We start from the raw sequence: 21,109 nt of genomic DNA on the forward strand, positions 1-21,109 counted from the left end.
CTTACCTCTTTCCCGGTCAGTATTCCTAAAAACTCTGAAACCGTTTTAGTTTCAACTTTTCCCTGCCCCAGCGCTATTGCCTGGTCTAAAAGGCTTTCGGCGTCTCTCATACACCCTTCGGAAGAGATAGCTATGAGCCTTAAGGCTTCCTCTTCCCATTCAACTTCTTCTTTCTGGCATACCTCTTTAAGGGTTTTAACTATTGTCTCTTCAGGAATTCGCCTGAATATGAACTTCTGACACCTTGAGAGGATTGTTGGAGGAATCCGGTCAAGCTCTGTTGTTGCGAGGATGAAAACTACGTGTTCCGGTGGTTCTTCAAGGGTTTTTAAAAGGGCGTTAAAGGCCTCTTTTGTAAGCATGTGGAACTCGTCTATTATGTAGACCTTTTTCTTTCCCTTTACTGGAGCGTAGTGGACGGACTCACGGAGCTCCCTTATCTGGTCAACTCCTCTGTTTGATGCAGCGTCTATCTCAATCACGTCTGGATGGGAACCTTTTACTATCTCAACACACTGAAGACATTGATTGCAGGGTTCACCGTTTTTTGGATTTTCACAGTTAAGAGCTTTTGCAACTATACGGGCAGTTGTCGTTTTCCCAACTCCCCTCGGGCCTGCAAATATGTAAGCGTGGGCAACCCTGCCTGTTGCAACGGCGTTCCTGAGAGTTTCTGTTATGAACTCCTGTCCTGTAACCTCTGAAAACCTCTGAGGGCGGTATTTCCTCGGTATAGCTGTGTAGGTCATCACTTCTCCTCTTTAGTGTCTGAAATTATACACTGGCTCAAAGATAATGTTTCCTTTATTAATTAAAGTATGAATACATTAATCTTTTTAATAATTATATTGACATTTGCTATTTTAAGCTATATAAAAATTAGTAGAGAACCCAATAGGAGGTCTTCATTATGGGAGGAATTAGAGGAACCATCTCACTAGCGCTCCTGGCGTTGCTCTTTGGGAGCTCTCAGGCTTTTGCCCACCCTTCAGTTGACCTGAAGGACGTTCTGGGCAACAACATTCTTGACTCAAACGGAAACGTTGCTTCAAAGCTCCCGGTCAGCTACCAGAAGTCCTGTAGTGCCTGTCACGACCTTGACTTCATCAACGAGGGCTGGCACACCCAGCAGGGTAGGCTCTCAACCCTGACTTCAGACATCTACAACCTCTACTACAACAAGTTCGGCGACCAGAACTTCACAAACGGCCTTCCTAAAGATCAGTCAAAGCTCTGGATAAAGTGGTTCGGCCCCAACAACATCTACGGCCCCGGCGGTATGTACAACAGGGTTTCAGTTCCCCACATGTTCCACCTTGCCCCCTACAAAACAAACGACCCGCTTGATATTGATAACACAACTGCAGACTGGGACTTTGGCAAGTGCTCAATCTGCCACCCTGGTGGAGGTTACGGTCTTAAAGACCAGAAAGACCAGCCACTTGACAAGATGGACATGACAAAGGTTGAAGACGGTCTTAAAAACGGCACCTACTACGGCGACTACCTCATGAACTCAACAGACGGTTCCGGAAAACTCATTGTTCAAACCTACCACGCAAAGGCTGGAGATGTAACTGTTCCAAACGTAAGAGACAACGATTGCCTTATCTGTCACGCCTACTCTTATGACCTTGGAAATGCCCGTATGACTTCATGGCATAAGAAGCATCCAGGCTGGGTTGATACAGTCGGAGCAAGGCTTGGAACAATTAACTCAGACTGGACTGTTACATACAATGCCTCTGCCGTTCAGAACTTCAACAAACTTATAGGTTCAACATCTAACGATTCCTGTGCAAGGTGTCACGCAAGTGTTTACGATATAAACGGAGACGGCAAGATTACTCCTTATGACAACATTGGGCTTTTTGGGAACCTATATCTCTTAACTTCTCCAGGATTCTTCAAGAGGGCTCAGGAAATAGGTGATGTTGCTGAACTTGGAAGCGACGGCCTTCCCCATAAAATAATTGATCCTGATAAGAGGCCTGAATACTTTGATCCAAAAACAAAAGAGTGGAAAAAAGTTCCATACTTAGACGTTCACGCCGAAGCCGGCCTTAAGTGTGCAGACTGCCACTATCCTGTTAAGCACGAACCTGTTTCGACAGGAGGACTCGGCTACGTTCCAAACCTCTCAGCTGCAATTCCCTCCCACGACCTTGCTAAGGGAACAGACGGCTTCAACGTCCGCTCAGACCTTGATGGAACAATTACCTGTACAAAGTGTCACACAAACTACATGCAGGATCACGCTGGAGTTTTTGGTCCAGGAGATGCTACTGCCAAACACATGAAGTATATCCACTGTACAACGTGCCACATTCCACAGAAATTTAACGGCGTAATTCAGACTCTTATAAGGACAACAGAAGAGGGTAAAGGGCACCTCTTTGCAAACTTCAGGGAGATAGAAGTTAATGGTGAAAAAGAGTTTGTAACAGTTCCGTTCACTCCAGACTACGTCTGGTTCCCAGACATTCCAGGTAAAGGACAGCCTCCAACACTTAAGGTCAAGCCTGCAAACCTAATTGCAGAGCTCTACTGGAGGCTCAGCGACGGAAGGACAGTTCCAAACAGGTACCTCCATATGGTCTTTAAGGTCTCTCCAGATACCTGGAAGGTTGACAACCCTGACAGACCCGTTGCAGAGTTTGGCCTCATCTACTTCAAAGACGGTAAGCCCTACATTCCTGCAAAAGCCCTTAACAATCCATACATAACTCCAGGTGGAATGGTCTTCTGGGCTTACGTGGGTAAATACGGTGACAACGTTGAGTTCCCCAACTCCGATGTTGCCCAGGAACTTGGAATTGACGATAATGCTCCAATAGTTGGTAGGTTCAAGCCAGACGGAACGATTGACTGGATAGATCCCAACAACAAGACAGGATGGGTTGTTAAGTCAACACTTCCCAACATGCTTGAAAACCCCGAAACTGGCAAAACAATGATAATCAGGAAAGACGATGCTGAAGCCCCATTTGTTGACAAGTCAGACGAAATTCAGTTTGCAGCTCAAGCCCTTGAGGCTGCTATCCACAAAGTAACAGGGAAAACGGTTAAGGTTCAGTACGTTTACCACTTAGGTATCTTTGACGGTTCCTACATTATGAGCCATAACATTGCTCCTGTAAGCAGTAATCCGCAGCTCAGCGGTGGCGATGCTGCCTACGCAAAAGATCCGATGCACGTTCTTCAGTGTGAAGACTGCCACTCTCCAAATGGCCGCTTCAACAGGCCCGTTCAGAAGTATCCACACATAGATACAGTTCCCGGTGTAACTGTGTTTGAAGTTCCAAAAGCTGCAATTGAGGGTTACAACGGAGAGTTTACACAGGAAGACCTGAGGAGGCTCACCTACGCTTATTACTCACCGAGCGATGTTGAGGTTAAGCCTTACGACGGAAACGGCTACATCGCAGCCGTCTGGACTCCAGAGGGTGCAAATATTGATCCTTTAACAGCAGAGCCCGACAGCGTTGATACGAGCTTCGTTCCAAAAGGTAAGGAGATTGAGGAAGCTCTCAAGATTAAACTGACAGGTTCTGAAGCGACATTTGTAGTTATTCCTGCAGTGAGTAAAGCTTCAGACTACTCTGTTGTTGCAGGGCCCAACACTGTAATTAAGAGCACTCAGGTTGAAAACGGCAGACTTATGTTTACCGTAGCTACATCGTCTAAGCAGTCTGACGAGGCAACTGTTGCAATTGTTAAGGGTGGAACTCCCTCAACTACAACACCTTCGGCTCCTGCAGCTCCGGTAATTCCTCAAGTAACAGTTCAAAATATTCAGGATGGAACAGCCGTTCTCTCTGTTAATCTCAACGGCAAGAAGCTGACAATTAAGGCAGAGGCTAAAAATGCTGTTATTCAGGGAACAGCACCTGAAACAGAGGTTCAGCAGATTGCCGAAGAGAAGAAGTTGGCCAAAGTAATTGCCCACTTAGTTGTAGTTCCAGAGTCCACTACGTTTACTGTTACGTTTACTGGCCTTACTCCAGACGAAGTTCAAAATGCTACCGTCGTTCCTGATAGAGGAACTGTTACCAGCGTATCCCGCGACACAACAAACGGAACTATCACTGCAACAATCTCCTTAACAGCAACAAAAGCTGAAGAACCTGTTACTGTAGTTCTTGGAGAACCTGAAGCTACAACCGGTTCAACTTCTGGTAATGAAACAGCTTCAACAGGTGGCGGTGGTGGAGGATGTTCACTTACTCCAAACGCTGGAGCTGGAAACATCCTTTCACTCCTCTTAGGCCTGCTTCCATTTGGGTTTATCAGAAGGAGGAAAAACCAATAGAAGAGGTGGAGCATGAAACGGCGGGAGTTTTTGAAAAACATTGAGCTTGTTGGAATTGGATGCGTTGCTGGGGGCCTGCTGGCCCCCGTTATAACCTCCTGCGGAGGAGGTGGCGGAGTTTCAACACAGGAACAGGCTTCTGCCTCAACTTCTCAGCTGAAAATGCCTGAACCTCCATTCAAGTACGTTGAGCTTGACCCTGCAGAGGTTGCTTCACTTGCTTACAGGTCTCACTATGCAAATAAGAAGATTAACAACGATACTCTTAAAGGCTGTGCCTACGGAACCTTTAACGCTATTATTACTGCACTGGCGCAGAAAGTTGGTTTTCCCTACACAGTTATCCCAACTGCTCTTATGAACTACGGTAGGGGAGGAGTCTTAAGCTGGGCAACTCTGTGTGGAGCTCTCAACGGAACTTTTGCAGCTGTTCAGCTAATCTCACCCAACCCGGAAGATATTATTGATTCCTTAAACTGGTGGTATTCAACAACGAGCCTTCCAACCTACGTTCCAACTTCCGACGACGTTAATGCAGTTGTTAATCAGCTTAAGGCTGCAGGGAAGAGTGACGATGAGATAAAGGCTTATCAGACAGCAGTTCAGAGGCTTTCAACCCAGGCCAACAAATCTGTTTCCAACTCTCCTATATGCCACATATCTGTTGCTGAGTGGCTGTATGCAAACGTTGACTCCAACAACGTTCCACTGTGGGGAGCAGATTCAGCAGAGAGAGAGGAAAGGTGTGCAAGGTTAGTTGCCAGCACCGCCGCTAAGGCGGTTGAGTTCCTCAACCAGCAGATAATTTACAAGAACTTTGAGGAACTTCCAACTACAAGTAGTGCTGTTCAATCCTGCCTTGGCTGTCACGGAAAAGTTGGCAATCCAGAAGCACCAGAAGAACTAAAAAGAGACGATACAAGAATGCAGAAAGGCGTAACCTGTACAAACTGCCACTCAACGATAGATCCCAATACCCATCCTTTCGGTGGCTAACCTTCCTGCTTCTTTGGGACGGCAGACGCCGTCCCAAGCTTTCATTTATCAAGGTTAATAAGTGCCAACTCTTTAGGAAATTTTATGAGAAGTCTTTAAAGTTTTTTGAAAATTAAAAAAAGCTGGCCGATTTACCGGCCAGGCTTAAGAAACGATACAAGAATGCAGAAGGGCGTAATTCATTTCTAATCCAGAATATAGCATAATCCATATTAAGTTGTCAACGAAAATTCTAAAAAAAATAGAAGCGGGCGGGAGCCCGCAGAGAATTAAGCAGAGAAGACTTTTTTGATGAACTTGAAGTGGCCGGGGGCGAACATAAACTTCTTTTCCCAGTACATTTTGAGAACGGCCATTTTAACTACATCGTTGAAAACAAACCAGACAAAGGCATATCCCCATACAAAGAGAGCCCATCCCCATCCAACAGGTGTTATCAGGTTGAACCCATAGACGGCGATAATTGTTCCAAGTAACCTCGTTCCAAAGGTTGCAACAAATAGAATTGCGGATGGCCAGGGCTTTTTCCAGAACCAATCTTTTACCCTTGTGTTGTATATTGTTCCGTGTCCTGCAACTACCAGCTTTGTAAATATGATTGATTGGATTAAGTCCTGAGGTAATTTCCAGTATTCTTCTAAGAGGAAAAATATGGTAAATGAAGAAAGAACGCCGGCAACTCCTAACCAGAATGCCATTACGTTCATTTCGTAAAAATCCCACCTTACCGGTTTAGGAGAGATTTTCTGTCTGTCATAGGCTATCGCCAGAATAGGAATGTCGTTAAGAAGCGCAAGAAGGATAATCATTACAGTTGTAATAGGATAGAACTGGAATATTAATATTGAAAGAGTCATAAAGAACACGACTCTAAGGGTTTCTGCAATTCTGTAAATTGTGTAGGCTTCCATTCTTGCAAAAATTTCCCTTGCTATTTCTATTGCCTTAATAATTACTTTCAGTCCAGGTGCTAATAGAACTAAAGCTGCAGCTGCCCTTGCAGCGTCGGTTGCTCCCGAAACGGCAATTCCGCAGTCGGCTTTCCTTAAAGCTGGGGCGTCGTTTACGCCGTCTCCGGTCATTCCGACTATGTGGCCAGCTTTCTGGAGCTTGTCAACTATGAAGTACTTGTCTTCAGGGAAGACTTCTGCAAAGCCGTTGGCCTCTTCAATGATTTTTATTATTTCAGACTCGTGCCTTTTAACTGTTCCAACAGAGAGCTTTGTATTTTCAAGTTCTTTCTTGACAAGTTCTGCAACCTCTTTTGCCTTTTTCTCTGCTTCTTCGGGGCTTAACCCTTCAACTCTCATTATGGCTTTGGCTATTATCTCAGCCAGAACTGCGTATTCTTCGTTTGTTGCCTCACGGAGCTCCTTTGCGCTGATTATCTTTTCACCAATTCCCAGTATTCTCGCTATGTATTTTGCAATTGCTATGTTGTCTCCCGTCACCATTTTCACTTCAACGCCGTAGCGTTTGGCCTCCTGAACCGCCTCTTTTGAATCTGGCCTTGGTGGGTCGTAGAGTGGAATTAAACCGACAAAGTGGAATTTTTCTTCATCAGGCTTTTTGTGGGCAACTCCAAGGGTTCTGAAGCCGTTTTCTGCAAATTCTTCCACTTTCTTTTCTACAACTTTGGGGTCAAACTCTCTTTTATCTGAAAGCTCTAAGATTACCTGGGGAGCTCCCTTCGTTACGTATATTTCTTCTCCGTCACACTTTACAAGTGCTTCTGTTCTTTTCCTCACAGGGTCAAATGGAATGAATTTTTCCTGAACGCATTTTTTTACCTTCTCGTAAAGTTTGTGTTTCTTCAGCCACTCAAAGATGGGAATTTCTATAGGGTCGTTATTTTCTTCCCGTGAAGCAAGAGCTGCGTAGAACATAAGGTCTTCAGATGTGTAGCCGTTAACCGTAAAAGGGATAGAAACGGTCATTTTGTTCATTGTGAGTGTTCCCGTCTTATCAGAACACAGAACGTCAACACCTGCCAGCTCTTCAATAGAGGCCAGCCGGCTTACTATAACCTGCCTCTTTGCCAGGTAGAGAGCTCCCACAGCCATTGTAACCGTTAAAACTGCTGGAAGGGCTACAGGAATTGCCGCTACCGTAAGAACGAGTGAGAACTGGAGCAGATCAATTATCGGTTTGCCACGATTTATCTCAACTAAAATCATGATTGCTACCAGTATAAGAGTAAGGATAATCAGGAAATTTCCAACCTTAATAACCATTTCCTGAAAGTGGGAGCGCTCCTCTTTTTCTGCCTTTGCTACAAGCTGAACGGTCTTTCCAAAGTATGTGTCAAGGCCTGTTGCCACGACAATTGCGTTTATTTCACCTTTCTTTACTATGGAGTTTGCATAGGCTATATCCCCCGGTTTCTTTGTAACGGGCAGGGATTCGCCGGTTAAAGCAGACTGGTCAACTAAGATGAAATCTCCCCCATGGTCAAGCTTGACATCGGCAGGGATAATATCTCCTATTTTCAGCTTTATTACGTCTCCTGGAACCAGAAACCTGGCGTCAATCAGTTTCCACTTTCCATCTCTCAGGACGAGGGATTTTTTAGCAAGTTTTTCCTTTAAAACTTTTAGAGCCGAGAGTGCTTTGTGTTCCTGCCAGAAGTCTACCCCTGCGTTAACAAAGAGAAGAATCAGGATAATTACAAAGTCTTCCCAGTGTTTTACAAGGGCAGATAGAATAGCTGCAATTTCAATCATCCACGGAATTGGGCCCCAGAACCTGCGGAATATCCTATGCCATAGGGGTTCCTCTTTTTCGGGAATTTCGTTCAGTCCAAACTGTTTCAGCCTTTTTTTTGCTTCCTCTTCTGAGAGCCCTGTTTCTAAAGAGGTGTTGAGTTCTTTAAGGGTTTCTTCAATGGTTTTTTCTTTAAATTCATCTATCTTAGCCATTTTGTTCCTCCCTCTCTTTTTCCTGTTTTTCTTTCCACCAGTCGTAGCTTATGAGGATTCCGATTATTATTACGGCTACAATTACTACTGCTCCAATGGCTTCAAATATTTTGAATATCGGGTCTCCGGGTGATAGATAGTTCTCCATCTCTTCCCTCCAGAATAGGTTATATAGCTAATTTCTATCAGTTTACCATATTGCTATTGTGGGTTTTGTAGAGCTTAATATGGTATAATTATTTCCACTTTGGAAAAATTCGTAAAACTACTAAGAAACCTTAATCACTTTTTTATTGTTCCTTCTGTTATTGGGATTATCGGCGGGTTCTCTGCTATTCTTTTTAGAAAGTTGATAGCCCTGAGCCATTCTATATTTGCTCTGTTTTCCAGTGGTAAACCTCTCTTTTATCCTCTTCTTCTTCCCTTTATTTTTTACATTACCTACCAGATATCCCGCTACTTTGTTGTTTCACCTGAGGATGCAACTATTGATGAGATTGCAAAGAGGATCTCTTTAGAGAGGGGTGGCTTTAACCTGAAAAGGGGGCTCTTGGTTCTCTCTCTCACGTCTTTTAACATCGGTTTTGGAGCACCCGTCGGCCGTGAAGGCCCCATCGCAAAGCTTGGGGGGGTTCTTTCGGAGCTCTTCTCAAAACTCCTGAGAATAGACAGGATTCACCTTCCCATATACCTTACCTGCGGTGTGGCTTCTGCTATCTCTGCAACCTTTAACGCTCCCTTGGCCGCAGTCCTCTTTGGAACTGAGATTGTTCTTGGAAAGATTAACAGCTACGTTCTTATTCCCTTAGTGGTTTCTGCAAGCGTTGGAGCTCTGGTTGCACAGGAGTTCCTTGGAGACTTTACAGCCTTTTACGTTCCTCCCCTCCACTTTCAGGATGCAGAGATTCCCCTTTTTATAGTTGTAGCCCTTTTAACCGCTGTTTCTTCCCTCTTCTTCTTCGTTTCACTCAATTTCTTCACCCGTTTAAGGGCTGCATACCGCCACTACTGGGGAAAAGTCGCCTTCTCCTTCGGCCTTATTGTCGGCCTTTTGCTTCTGTTTCACCTTGAAGCTGCAGGTGTTGGATACGGTGCCGTGGGGGAGCTCTTCAAAAACCACTTCTCTCCGGCCACTGCTCTTGAGATTGCACTTACAAAGTTAGTTGCCGTTGTCCTTTCCTTCGGCAGCGGAGTTTTCGGCGGCGTGATGGCTCCTTCAATCTTTACAGGGGCTTTCCTTGGCTACTTCGTTGGAGATTACTCCCAGTTTGACCCAAGGGTTTTTGCACTTGTCGGCTCTGCTGCAATGCTCAGCGGTATCTCAAGGGCACCTTTCCGTTCCTCCCTTGTCATCATTGAGCTGACCCACAGCTACCAGCTGATAGTTCCGATTCTTCTTACTTCCGTAACTACGAATTTTCTTGTGGGACTTTCAAACGAAGTGGACTTTTTCAAGAGAGCTCTCTTTCACAAAGGGATTAACGTTGAGGAACTCCTCTCCGTCCGCCTTAAAGATTTCAAACTCTCAGACTACCTGAAACCTGTTCCTCCCGTTTACGAGAATGCCCACATCAGATACCTGATAGAGCGTTTCCTGAAAGGAAAGGAGCGCTACATTCCCGTTGTTAAAAGTCCTAAAAATAAAAAACTTGTAGGAATAGTCTCACTGAGGGACTTAAGACTTGCAGCAATCAGCGACCTTTCAGACCTTAAAGTCAGAGACCTTATGACGGAAGAGCCCTTCGTTCTAACCACAGATGCCCCCGTTGAAGAAGTTTTAAAAGTGGTTGCCATATTTGAGGCCAACCTGATTCCAGTGGTTGACAAAAACGGCATCTATCAGGGAATGTTTGACGTTGATACCTTCCTCAGGAAAATTTCGCTTCCCCAATAGCCTGTAGTAGAATATTTCCACTCACCTTTGGGGGTGTGAAATGCTCTTCAAGAAGCCTCAGGTAGCCTTCTACCCTTTTATGGTCTTAAGGGACGACTATAAGTGCGTCAGGTGTAAGTCGTGCGTTGACCAGTGTTCCTTTGACGCCACCTACTACGACGAAGACCTTAACATGATAATGAACCACCACGAAAACTGCGTAAACTGTAAGCGGTGTGAAGCCTTCTGCCCAACAGACGCCATCAAGGTTGTGAAGAACCCTTCAACTTTTCACCCCGATGCTAACTGGACTCCAGAGGCCATCAGAGACATCCACGTTCAGATGCTAACGGGGGCAGTTATCCTCACATCCACCGGAAACGACAAGCCCATAAAGAACTACTTTGACCACCTTCTCTTAGACGCCTGTCAGGTTACGAACCCGCCGATAGATCCATTAAGGGAGCCTATGGAGTTGAAGACCTTTATCGGCAGGAAGACAGACCAGCTCCAGTTTGACTCAGACGGCGTAAGCATAAAAACAACCATAGGAAAACAGTTGGAACTTGAAATTCCCGTTCTCTTCTCAGCTATGTCTTACGGTTCAATCAACCTGAACCTTCAAAAGGCAATGGCAATTGCCTGCAGGGAGTTTGGAACCTATTGGAACACCGGAGAGGGCGGTCTCCACAAGTCTTTGAGGGAGTTTAAAGACCACACAATCGTTCAGGTTGCCTCCGGCCGTTTCGGTGTTGACCTTGAATACCTTGAAACTTCTGCCGCCATTGAGATAAAAATCGGTCAGGGAGCAAAGCCTGGAATCGGCGGCCACCTTCCCGGTGAAAAGGTTAACGAGGGAATTGCTGAGACCCGTATGATTCCCGTAGGTTCAGACGCTATCTCTCCGGCTCCCCACCACGACATCTACTCCATTGAAGACTTGAGGCAGCTCATCTACGCCCTAAAAGAGGCGACGAACTACGAAAAACCCGTTTTCGTCAAAATTGCAGCAGTTCACAACGTTGCAGCAATTGCCTGCGGTATAGCCCACGCCGGAGCTGATGCCATAGCCATAGACGGTGTAAGAGGTGGAACGGGAGCAACTCCTAAATCACTGAGAGACCATGTTGGAATTCCCATAGAGATGGCCATTGCCGCCGTTGACGACAGGCTCAGGAAAGAGGGCTTGAGGAACGAGGTTTCACTGATTGCGGCAGGTGGTTTCAGAAGCGCAGTAGACGTTCTTAAGGCCATAGCTCTTGGCGCTGATGCCGTTTACATAGGAACCGTTGCTAAGCTTGCCGCCGGGTGCACACAGTGTCAGCAGTGCCATACAGGTAGGTGCGCCTGGGGAATTACGACAAACAACCCGAAGCTTGCAAAGAGGTTAAACCCGGACATTGTTGCTGAGAACCTCTACAACCTCTTAAGGGCCTGGGCACACGATATTAAGGAGCTCCTCGGAGCTATGGGTATTAACGCTATTGAGTCTATTAAAGGGAACAGGCTCAGGCTTAGGAGCTGGGGACTTACTGAGCAGGAGAACAAAATCCTTGGCGTTCTGCCCGCCGGAATGTAGGGGGTAAGATGAGCAGGAAGAGAAAGCTGATGAAAGTTTACCCGATAGAGGAGAACTGCATCTCCTGCCGCTACTGCGAAGTTGCCTGCACAATGGTTCACAGCGAAAGTAAAGACCCTGTAAAGGCTTATAAATTGGAAAACCTTCTCCCAAGGGCAACTGTTGAGGTTAAAGAGGCCGTTTCCCTGTCTCTCATGTGCCGCCACTGTAAACACCCGTTCTGCTTTGACGCCTGCATCTCTGGCGCAATAATGGTTGACGAGAACGGTAAGGTTAACCTTGATGAAGAGAAGTGCGTTGGCTGCTGGAACTGCGTTCTCGTCTGCCCGTTCGGAGCGGCCCACCCGATGATTAGAGAGGAGAAGAGGCACTCATTTAAGTGCGATTTGTGTGGAGACAGGGGCTTTCCTGCCTGTGTTGAAGCCTGCCCAAACAGAGCTCTCATCTATGACTTTGAGAGGTAAGAGGAATGAGATACGTAATAGTCGGGAACAGCGCTGCGGCGGTTGGGTGTATAACTGGAATCAGAAAGGTTGATCCGGACGGAGAGATAGTTGTCATCTCCTACGAGGACAGGTGCTACTCAAAGCCTATGATTGCCGACGTTCTGGTTGATATTCCAGAGGAAAAGCTCCTCTACAGAGACAGCTCCTTCTTTGAGGAGAACGGTGTTGAAACGATTTTAGGCCATAAAGCTGTAAGTATAAATAGAAAGAACAAAGTTGTTGCCTTAGACTCAAATGAGCTTGTTCCCTACGACAAGCTCCTCATAGCAACTGGCGGTAAACCATTCGTTCCCCCAATTGAAGGAAGTGACAAAAAGGGCGTTTTTACGTTTACGGAGCTCCACTCGGCAATCTCATTCAAAAACTACTTGAAAGAAAACGGGGCAGAAGAAGTTATTGTAATCGGCTCAGGTTTTATCGGCCTTGAGGTTGCGTACTTCCTTAGGGAAATTGGGGTAAATGTCAGGGTGGTGGAGCTCCTTGACAGGGTCCTTGCCCGTGCCCTTGACAGGAGAGGTTCAGAGATAGTTGAGAACATGCTGAGAGAAAAGGGCGTTGAGTTTATCTTCAACGACACGGTAGAAGAGATAATGGGAGACGAGAAAGTAAGCAGCGTTCGCCTCAAATCCGGTTCCGTTCTAAGGGCAGATGCCGTTGTAGTTGCGATAGGCGTTAGACCAAATACAGAGCTTGCCCAAACTGCTGGCGTTGAAATCAACAAAGGAATCTCCGTTTCAGACACTATGGAAACTTCCGTTCCTGATATCTTTGCCGCCGGAGACTGTATAGAGTGCACAGACATAGTTGACGGTCAGAAAAAACCCATTCCACTCTTCCCCCTTGCCTTTGAGCAGGGATTCATCGCAGGACTCAACATGGCCGGAAAGAATATGGAATACCTTGGAGGACTTGTCCTCAACTCCCTTAAGTTCCTTCCCGTTCCCGTTCTAAACGCTGGAGTTGTTGAGCCGACAGACGACTCCTGTGAAGTTTTTGTCAACGATAAGTTTGAGAAGAAGGGCTTTTACAGAAAGGCAATCGTTAAAAACGGAAAGCTCATAGGGTTCATAGCAATCGGTGAGATAGACAGAACCGGAATCCTTACAAACCTCATAAGGCAGAAGATAGATGTTTCAAATGTGAAAGAGAGACTTGTTGAGCTTGACTTTGGCCTTGTTGACCTTCCCCAGTGGTGGAGGGAGGAGAAGCTGAAACAGGACAAAACGGCCTACAAAGACTGGAGGGCGTTCTGATGGCTTGCGGTTGCTACAGCGAAATGGCAGGGTGCGGCCTTGCCGGAATAGTTAACAGAGACGGAAAAAAGATAAGCGGAAAGTTCATATACGACTCAATAACTGCAATGAAAGAGCGTGGAAACGGAATGGGTGCCGGCTACGCCGCCTACGGCATCTACCCCGATTTAGCCGAATACTACGCCTTCCACGTTATGCTTGACGACCTTGACTACGAGTCTGAAGTCAACGCCGTTCTCAATAAATCCTTCAAAATCGTAAAGTCTGAGATGATTCCAACAAAGGAGGTTCCTTCCCTCTACAAAAAGACAAAACCGCCATACTTTTACCGCTACTTCGTTGAGCCGAGAGACGACGCCCGCCTTCCTATGGAATCGGAAGAAGACCTTGTTGTTAGGACTGTAATGACGATAAACGATAAGGTTAAGGGAGCCTATGTAATCTCAAGCGGTAAGAACATGGGAGCTTTTAAGGGAGTTGGCCACCCGGATGAGATTGGAGATTTCTTTGAGATAAAGGAATACGAGGGCTACATCTGGCTTGCCCACACCCGTTTTCCAACAAATACCCCCGGCTGGTGGGGGGGAGCTCACCCCTTCACACTCCTTGACTGGGCAATCGTCCACAACGGAGAGATAACCTCTTACGGAACAAACAAGCGCTACGTTGAGATGTTCGGCTACAGGTGCACCCTCCTTACAGACACAGAAGTTGCTGCATACCTCTTTGACCTTCTCTTCAGGAAGCACAGGCTTCCAATTAGGGCTGTTTTTATGGCAATGGCTGCACCTTTCTGGAAAGACATTGAACACTATAAAAAAGTTGGCCTTGAGAAGATTTACGAGATGGCAAAGATGATAAGAACTGTTTATGCCTCTGCAATGCTCAACGGCCCCTTTGCAATGCTCTTTGCCTTTAAAGACGGAGTTATCGGCTTTAACGACAGGATAAAGCTCCGCCCCTTTGTCGCTGCAGAAAAGGGAGACACAGTCTATATGGCAAGCGAGGAGTCTGCAATCAGGGTTATCTGCGAAACTCCCGACAGGGTCTGGATGCCAAAGGCGGGAGAGCCTGTTATAGCCCTCTTAAACCACTGTAAGGAAGAAGACGTCTGCTACCCAGCTTAAAGGAGTAGGCCATGGAAGTAAAGCAGATAGGCGACGGCGTTTACGAGATAACCTGCGGAACTACCCACTACAGGGAAGTGAACGCAAAAGTTAGAGAGCTTGTTAATGCGGGAGCTCAGAAAGTTATTCTGAAAGAGGTTTACGGCCAGCGCTACATTGGAACTGGAATTAAGGGAAAAGTGAAGATAGAGGTTCACGGAACGGCAGGAAACGACCTTGGAATCTTCCTCTACGGCCCTGAAATAGAAGTTTTCGGGAACGCCCAGGACGGCGTTGGAAACACGATGAGAGATGGGAAGATAGTCGTTAGAGGCCACGCAGGAGACGTCTGCGGCTACGGAATGAGGGGAGGAAAAGTCTACGTAGAGGGAGACGTTGGCTACAGGGTTGGAATCCACATGAAAGGCTACAAAAATCTTGTTCCAACTTTTATAGTTGGCGGAAAGGCTGGAAACTTCTTTGGCGAGTATATGGCCGGCGGAATTCTCATTCTCTTAGGCCTTAATAGAAAGCCAGGGGAAGACATAGTTGGGGACTACTGTGCTACCGGTATGCACGGCGGAGTTATCTACGTCCGCGGTGAAGTTCCAAAGAGGTATTTAGGGAAAGAGGTAAAGGTATTTGAACCGACTTTAGAAGATATGAAACTCCTTACAGAGGAGCTAAAAGGTTTCTCAGAGGCTTTTAACATTCCCGTTGATGAGATACTCTCTGAACCCTTTACGAAAATCGTTCCCGTCAGCGCAAGGCCTTACGGGAGAATGTATGCCCACAGGTGGGGCATTGCTACCGGTTTAATCAAATAGTAAACTTCTGTTCCATTTGCTGACAAATTTACCTGGAGGCCGGCTTTGTACAGATACCCTGACAGTAGAGGTAAGTACGGAGAGTTTGGTGGTAAATACGTCCCTGAAACCCTGATGGCGGCTCTATCTGAGCTTGAGGAGAGCTACCTTAAGATAAAGAACGACCCGGAATTTAGGGAGGAGTTTGAGGAGCTCCTCAAAAACTACGTTGGCCGTCCAACACCTCTCCAGTTTGCAAAGGGGTTCTCTGAGTACCTCGGGAACGGTATAAAAGTTTACCTAAAGAGAGAAGACCTGAACCACACGGGAGCCCACAAAATTAACAACGCATTAGGTCAGGCACTCCTTGCTAAAAGGATGGGTAAGAAGAGGATAATTGCAGAAACAGGAGCCGGTCAGCACGGCGTTGCAACGGCTACGGCCTGCGCATTTTTAGGCTTGGAGTGCGTTGTCTACATGGGCGAGGAGGACGTTAGGAGGCAGGCACTAAACGTTTTCAGGATGGAGCTCCTTGGCGCCCGGGTTGAGGTTGTAAAGAGCGGAAGCAGAACCCTTAAAGACGCCGTTAATGAGGCGATAAGAGACTGGGTTACAAACGTTAGAACAACCCACTACATAATCGGCTCAGTTGTTGGTCCTCACCCGTATCCGATGATAGTTAGGGATTTCCAGTCTGTTATAGGTGAGGAGACAAAGCACCAGATTTTAGAGGCAGAGGGGCGCTACCCGGACATGATAGTTGCCTGCGTTGGCGGTGGAAGTAACGCAATGGGAATCTTCTACCCCTTTGTTGAGGATGAAGATGTTGAACTTGTTGGCGTTGAAGCAGGGGGATACGGTTTAGATACAGACAAACACGCAGCGACATTGTGTAAGGGAAGAGTGGGAGTTTTCCACGGTGCTAAATCCTACCTTCTCCAGAATGAAGATGGTCAGGTTACGCCAACTCACTCAGTCTCTGCAGGTCTTGACTATCCAGGAGTTGGCCCTGAGCACTCACTCCTTAAGGAGATTGGAAGGGCAAAGTACGATGCTGTAACCGACGACGAAGCCCTTGAGGCCTTTCAGATTCTCTCAAGAACTGAGGGGATAATCCCCGCTTTAGAAAGCTCCCACGCCGTTGCATGGGTGATAAAAAACAGGGAGAATTTGAAGGGAAAACTAATAATCGTTAATCTATCAGGTAGAGGAGATAAAGACGTTGCACAGGTGAAAGAAATTCTAGAGGAGAAAAAGGAACTCCGTTTATGGTAGACGAAGTAACAGGGTTACCTTCAAGACGAGCTTTTTTTGAAAAGCTTTCCCGTTTAGAAGAAGGAACACCGGTTACATTTTTACTTTTAGATATAGACGATTTCCGCTACGTCAACTTTACCTATGGCTATAGGATAGCCGATGCTGTTCTTAAAACAGCGGCTCACTATTTTAAAAAAGTTTTGGATAAATTCTTTTCAAAAGTTTACTTTGCAAAAGTAGGGGCTAACGCTTTTAGTGCTCTTATCTTTGATGATGTTCCCCTTTTAAGGGTTGAAGAGGTTTTTAACCGCTATCTCCACTTGGTTGAATTTAAACTTAGATCTGATGTTATCCGTCTTACCACAAGTGCTGGAGTGAGTTTGGGGATTTCCCGTTTTGAGGAGCTCTTTTCACAGGCAGAAAGTGCCCTCTATTCAGCCAAGAATTCAGGCAAAAATACAATTGTTTTCTATCAAAAATCTAAAGCCCACGATATAGAGAAATTTAAACAGGTTCGCTTTAAGCTTCTTAAAGCTATTCATGAGAAGAGTATTGTTCCCCATTTTCAACCTATAGTTTCTTTGAGAACGGGAGAAATTTACGGTTATGAAGTATTATCAAGAATATTTTACGGTGATGAAATCCTTAAAGGGGACTACGTTTTTCTTGTAGCAGACACTCTGGCTCTTACTCCTGAAATAGATAAGCTTTTGTTTTTACATGCAATTAAGTATTTTGGGGACTATAAGCTCTTCTTCAACCTATCAATGAAATACTTTTTTAAAGAACTCAATACAATTTTCCAGATAGCCAAGAAGTACTCTATTGATCTCAGTAATGTTATTTTTGAAATAACTGAATCTCAAAAGCTAATGGAAGAAGGAATCGCTGTTAGTATTTTCCGCCTTTTTAAAGAGTTTAATGCAGGAATTGCTGTTGATGATTTTGGAGCAGGATACTCCAACTTTATGTACTTGAAGAAATTTCCGGCAGATGTTCTGAAGATAGATGGAGCTTTTGTTAAAGATGCCAAATCGGATACTAAAGACTTGGCGATAATAAAAGCTATAGTTGACGTTGCAAAGTCTTTCAGATTGAGGACTCTGGCAGAGTTTATAGAAGATGAAGAAACGTACAGGTTGATGAAAAACGTTGGTGTTTCCCTCGGTCAGGGGTATTTCATAGGGAAACCGGAACCTGAGCCTAAGAAGATAAAAGTGAATATTTCCTGAGTTTAAATCAGGGCTAGAATCTATCCTGATGTGTTTTATAAAGAAAGGGGGCTCTCGCCCCCAAAGAGATTAAGCCCCTTCAGGACGCTTAACGTCGTAGAGGATGTCGTCCCATGGATGCCTGTAGAGAGGCATAGCGAGGCGCTTCTCGTCTAAGATATGGCCGATAAACCCGATTGAACGGCCTAAAACGAAGAATGCGTTAAAGGCTCCAGCTTCAATGAGCTCATCAATCTCATCTTCGCTGAATCCAAGATTTCTGAACATGTCAACCAGGAGAACGCCAATTGTTCCGTCAACGTTGAGGATGAGGTTCTCTTTTTTGGAGGTTGTAACTTTCTCAACCTCTAAGGCGTAGTCAAGGAGCTCCGTTGACGGGAAGTTTTCCTTGGCAAAGTTCTTGAGGAGCTCCACCCTCTTATCAGGGTTCTTCGTTGACTTAATCCTGTGTCCAATTCCAGGAATCGGCTTCTTCTCAACCTTCTTCATATAGTCAACAAACTCATAAGGGTCCATTCCCTTCTCTTTTGCCATCTTGAAGTACTTGGCAGCTCCGTCAATTGCACCGCCAAACCTTGGGCCAATTGTTAAGAGACCTGTAACGAGTGATGAGATGAGGTCTTTTCCAGCCCTTGCTGTAACCTTAGCGTTATGGGCACCGGAAACTGCTGGGCCGTGGTCTGCAACGATCTTGAGAACCATGTCAATAAACTGAGAAGCCCAGCTTGGGAATTTTCTCTTGAACCAGAGGAGTCCGATAACGTCTCCGATTGAGTAGCCCTTCTCAACAACTTCAGAGATAGGAACTCCGCAGTAAGTAGCTTCCTCTCCCCTGTCGTCTGAGATTGTGCAGATAAAGTGGGTTGGCCTTCTGACCTTTCCAGCCTTCCTGGCCTTGTCGTAGTCTTCAGGAATTGGCGGAACTTCAGGCTCTTCAATCTCTCCAATTTCACCTTTTGCCTTAAGATCCTCGTAAACAGACCTTATAACTTCAGGGAAGTCGTTGAATGAGTCTGGAACGATAGCTCCGGCTTCTTTGAGAGCTCTGTTCTTGGCATCTGCCGTTTCCCTGTCAGCTCCAGCCTTAGCACCTGCGTGGCCGAACTGAACCTCTCCACCGAAATGCTTTGCGATCGTTCCGATACACCAGGCGATAACAGGCTTTGTTATATCTCCCCTTTTAATCGCCTCTGCAACTCTGTACTCAAGCTCTCCACCAACTTCACCTAACATAATCATGTACTTAACTGCAGGGTTCTTCTGGAACCTCATGAGGTGGTCTAAGAAGTCTGAGCCGGGGAACCTATCTCCACCAATTGCAATTCCCTCAACAATTCCGTCTGCGTTCCTTGCGATGATGTTTGAGAGCTCGTTGAAAAGTCCACCAGACCTTGTTACCAGTCCGCAGGAACCGGGCCTATGGAGTTTTGACTTGACAATGTTTTCAAGTGTTCCTCCTGCGTTTCCAATCCTGAAAGCTCCGGCCGCAATTCCACCAACGGTTGCAGGCCCTATTATCCACTTACCTTCGGCCTTAGCCCTTGCGGCCATATCGCGGGCAAGCCTTTCAGGAATACCCTCAGCTGTAATTGCAATTGTTCTAATTGTTGGGATGTTGAGAGCTTCCCTTGTAACGTCGTAGGCTGTTCTGAAAGATGCAAAGTTTACAAGAACATCTGCGTCCGGGTGGGCTTCAGCAGCCTCAGTTGTTGACCTGTAGATTGGAACCATTATCTCTTCTGTTCCGTAGAAGAACTTTTCAAACTTCCTGCTCTGTGTGGGAGCAACGATTGCGACGATTGACGGTGAACGTCCAACAAGGTAGTCGTAGTCAAGCATTCTTTGAATAGCGTTCCTGTTCAGGTTCCAGAAGATTGCTTTCGTGTTCCTGTCAAAGAGTATGTAATCAGGCCTTCCCATATTTCCCCTCCTTATGGATTCTCCTTAAGAGCTTTCTCAACGATAGCTGTGATGTGTGTTTCGGGTCCGTAAACCTCTATTGGAAGCCCGAGCTCATCAGCTGCTTTCTTAATCTTTGCAAGACCGACTTCGTAGTTTGGACCTCCACGGCGGACGTAGATCTTAACTCCAACCTCTTTGAGCTTGTCTGCGTACTCTTTTAGGGCGTCAATGATTCCGTCAAAGGTCTTTGCAACGTCTGTGAAGTTTGCAATAGCTCCACCGATTATGAGGATCTTCGGCCTTCCCTGAGGATCTTTGTGGCGTGTCATTAGGTCTAAAACGGTTTTAACGTATTCTCTGGTTTCGGCCCTTGATGGGTTACCGGAGTACTCACCGTAGTTTGCAAGCTCCTTAACGTACCCAAGGTCTGCAACTGTGTCTGCATAAACTACAGATGCTCCACCACCTGCAACTAACGTCCAGATCCTGCCTTCTGGGTTGAGGATTGTAAGCTTCAGAGAAGCTCCAGACTTTTCGTCCATCTCCTTGATGTATTTTTCTTCGGGGGAGAGCTCCCCTCCAAACCCTGCAGGGAACTCAAGTTCTCCCCACTTCCTTCCAACAAGGAACTGGGCCGTGTCGTCAACCCTTCCAACAAAGTCAAGTGGGTAGACCTTGTTCCCAACCATAACTAGCGGGTTAATCTCAAGGTATGCAAAGTGCATATCCCTGAAGAACCTGTAGAGGCGCTTAACGAAGTCTGCGTATTTCTCCTTGTCCTTAATCTCAGGTGGAACGTTCTCCTCAATCAGTCTGTCAATCTCTTCCTCTGTTGCAAGAGGTGGAATTACAACCTCTTTTACCTTGTCCCAGTTCTCCTCAACGTCAATTCCGCCGAAGGCAGACATGTAGATGTGGTCCCCGTCGTACCCTAGTGTCATTGCAACGTAGTACTCGTCCTCTGGCTTGTGGGGAACGCACGGCTCAATGAGGAAGTGGGTGAGCTTACCTTTCTTCCCCTTAATCTCAACTTCTTCCTGCATCTTCTCTTTAATCCACTGTTTGACAGTTTCGTAGTCAACGTCGCAGGGTTTTTCCTTCTTAAAGAGGATAAGTCCTAACTTCCCCCTCTTACCAAAGAGCATGTCGGGCTTTGCAACAAGGGGCATCTCCTTGAGCCAGGGGTACTTCTCTAGGAGCTTATTAAGGTCTGTTTCTGGAGTTACGAGGACAGACTTAAAGTCGTACTCAAACTCCGGAGCGAAGTACTCGTCCCAGTGCTGGGCAAGTATCCTCTTGCCGTCGTACTCTCTGATACCTCTCTGTGCCATCTATCTCCTCCTAAGTTGTTTACATATGAAAAAGGGGG

General features: G+C 46.1%; 15 protein-coding genes. 10 read left to right on the forward strand and 5 right to left on the reverse strand.

All coding sequences use genetic code 11. From position 1 onward, the window contains the following. Nucleotides 1-749, reverse strand: a 749-nt coding sequence (gene dnaX, locus F8H35_RS07730; protein WP_472572971.1) for a DNA polymerase III subunit gamma/tau, incomplete at its 3' end; no start/stop codon positions are given. 161 nt (nucleotides 750-910) lie between these two features. Here dnaX and F8H35_RS07735 point away from each other — a divergent pair. Both F8H35_RS07735 and F8H35_RS07740 read left to right on the forward strand, forming a co-directional pair. Next, nucleotides 911-4,312 (forward strand): cytochrome c3 family protein, encoded by a 3,402-nt coding sequence (locus F8H35_RS07735; RefSeq protein ID WP_472572972.1) that lies wholly within the window; start codon nucleotides 911-913, stop codon nucleotides 4,310-4,312. A 12-nt stretch (nucleotides 4,313-4,324) separates the two neighbouring features. Further along, on the forward strand, nucleotides 4,325-5,308 hold the full coding sequence (locus F8H35_RS07740; RefSeq protein WP_472572973.1) for a C-GCAxxG-C-C family (seleno)protein: 984 nt from the start codon (nucleotides 4,325-4,327) through the stop codon (nucleotides 5,306-5,308). Nucleotides 5,309-5,577: 269 nt separating this feature from the next. Here F8H35_RS07740 and F8H35_RS07745 read toward each other — a convergent pair whose 3' ends face one another. Both F8H35_RS07745 and F8H35_RS07750 read right to left on the reverse strand, forming a co-directional pair. Next, nucleotides 5,578-8,226, reverse strand: coding sequence for a plasma-membrane proton-efflux P-type ATPase (locus F8H35_RS07745; protein ID WP_472572974.1), 2,649 nt, complete (start codon nucleotides 8,224-8,226; stop codon nucleotides 5,578-5,580). After that, the gene (locus tag F8H35_RS07750) at nucleotides 8,219-8,374 is read right to left on the reverse strand and encodes a hypothetical protein (RefSeq protein ID WP_472572975.1); all 156 of its coding nucleotides are present in this window, start codon (nucleotides 8,372-8,374) and stop codon (nucleotides 8,219-8,221) included. Before F8H35_RS07750 ends, F8H35_RS07745 begins: the two co-directional genes overlap by 8 nt. Nucleotides 8,375-8,575: 201 nt before the next feature. Between F8H35_RS07750 and F8H35_RS07755 the strand changes: the two genes are divergently transcribed. From F8H35_RS07755 to F8H35_RS07790, 8 genes are read left to right on the forward strand one after another with little or no spacing between them, the layout of a single operon-like run. Beyond that, nucleotides 8,576-10,120: a chloride channel protein gene (locus tag F8H35_RS07755; protein WP_472572976.1), complete on the forward strand. Its 1,545-nt coding sequence runs from the start codon at nucleotides 8,576-8,578 to the stop codon at nucleotides 10,118-10,120. A 40-nt stretch (nucleotides 10,121-10,160) separates the two neighbouring features. Continuing rightward, complete coding sequence (locus F8H35_RS07760; RefSeq protein WP_472572977.1) at nucleotides 10,161-11,678, forward strand: glutamate synthase-related protein; 1,518 nt, start codon at nucleotides 10,161-10,163, stop codon at nucleotides 11,676-11,678. 8 nt (nucleotides 11,679-11,686) lie between these two features. Next, nucleotides 11,687-12,142, forward strand: coding sequence for a 4Fe-4S dicluster domain-containing protein (locus F8H35_RS07765; RefSeq protein ID WP_472572978.1), 456 nt, complete (start codon nucleotides 11,687-11,689; stop codon nucleotides 12,140-12,142). A gap of 5 nt (nucleotides 12,143-12,147) precedes the next feature. Next, nucleotides 12,148-13,437 carry an NAD(P)/FAD-dependent oxidoreductase gene (locus F8H35_RS07770; RefSeq protein ID WP_472572979.1) on the forward strand — a complete coding sequence of 430 codons (1,290 nt, stop codon included), beginning with the start codon at nucleotides 12,148-12,150 and terminating at the stop codon, nucleotides 13,435-13,437. Then, the gene (locus tag F8H35_RS07775; RefSeq protein WP_472572980.1) at nucleotides 13,437-14,564 is read left to right on the forward strand and encodes a class II glutamine amidotransferase; all 1,128 of its coding nucleotides are present in this window, start codon (nucleotides 13,437-13,439) and stop codon (nucleotides 14,562-14,564) included. Before F8H35_RS07770 ends, F8H35_RS07775 begins: the two co-directional genes overlap by 1 nt. An 11-nt stretch (nucleotides 14,565-14,575) precedes the next feature. Continuing rightward, nucleotides 14,576-15,370 (forward strand): GltB/FmdC/FwdC-like GXGXG domain-containing protein, encoded by a 795-nt coding sequence (locus tag F8H35_RS07780; protein ID WP_472572981.1) that lies wholly within the window; start codon nucleotides 14,576-14,578, stop codon nucleotides 15,368-15,370. Nucleotides 15,371-15,415: 45 nt separating this feature from the next. After that, nucleotides 15,416-16,624: a tryptophan synthase subunit beta gene (gene trpB, locus F8H35_RS07785; protein WP_472572982.1), complete on the forward strand. Its 1,209-nt coding sequence runs from the start codon at nucleotides 15,416-15,418 to the stop codon at nucleotides 16,622-16,624. After that, entirely contained in the window at nucleotides 16,618-17,838 is a 1,221-nt protein-coding gene (locus tag F8H35_RS07790) for an EAL domain-containing protein (RefSeq protein WP_472572983.1), read from the forward strand. Before trpB ends, F8H35_RS07790 begins: the two co-directional genes overlap by 7 nt. Before the next feature lie 69 nt (nucleotides 17,839-17,907). On the opposite strand, the gene F8H35_RS07795 is transcribed toward F8H35_RS07790, so the two are convergent. Beyond that, nucleotides 17,908-19,758 carry a citrate/2-methylcitrate synthase gene (locus tag F8H35_RS07795; protein ID WP_472572984.1) on the reverse strand — a complete coding sequence of 617 codons (1,851 nt, stop codon included), beginning with the start codon at nucleotides 19,756-19,758 and terminating at the stop codon, nucleotides 17,908-17,910. A gap of 11 nt (nucleotides 19,759-19,769) precedes the next feature. After that, nucleotides 19,770-21,071 carry an ATP citrate lyase citrate-binding domain-containing protein gene (locus tag F8H35_RS07800; protein WP_472572985.1) on the reverse strand — a complete coding sequence of 434 codons (1,302 nt, stop codon included), beginning with the start codon at nucleotides 21,069-21,071 and terminating at the stop codon, nucleotides 19,770-19,772. Nucleotides 21,072-21,109 lie beyond the last annotated feature (38 nt).

Source organism: Thermovibrio sp. (assembly GCA_015488335.1).
In the GTDB taxonomy this organism is placed as follows: domain Bacteria; phylum Aquificota; class Aquificia; order Desulfurobacteriales; family Desulfurobacteriaceae; genus Balnearium.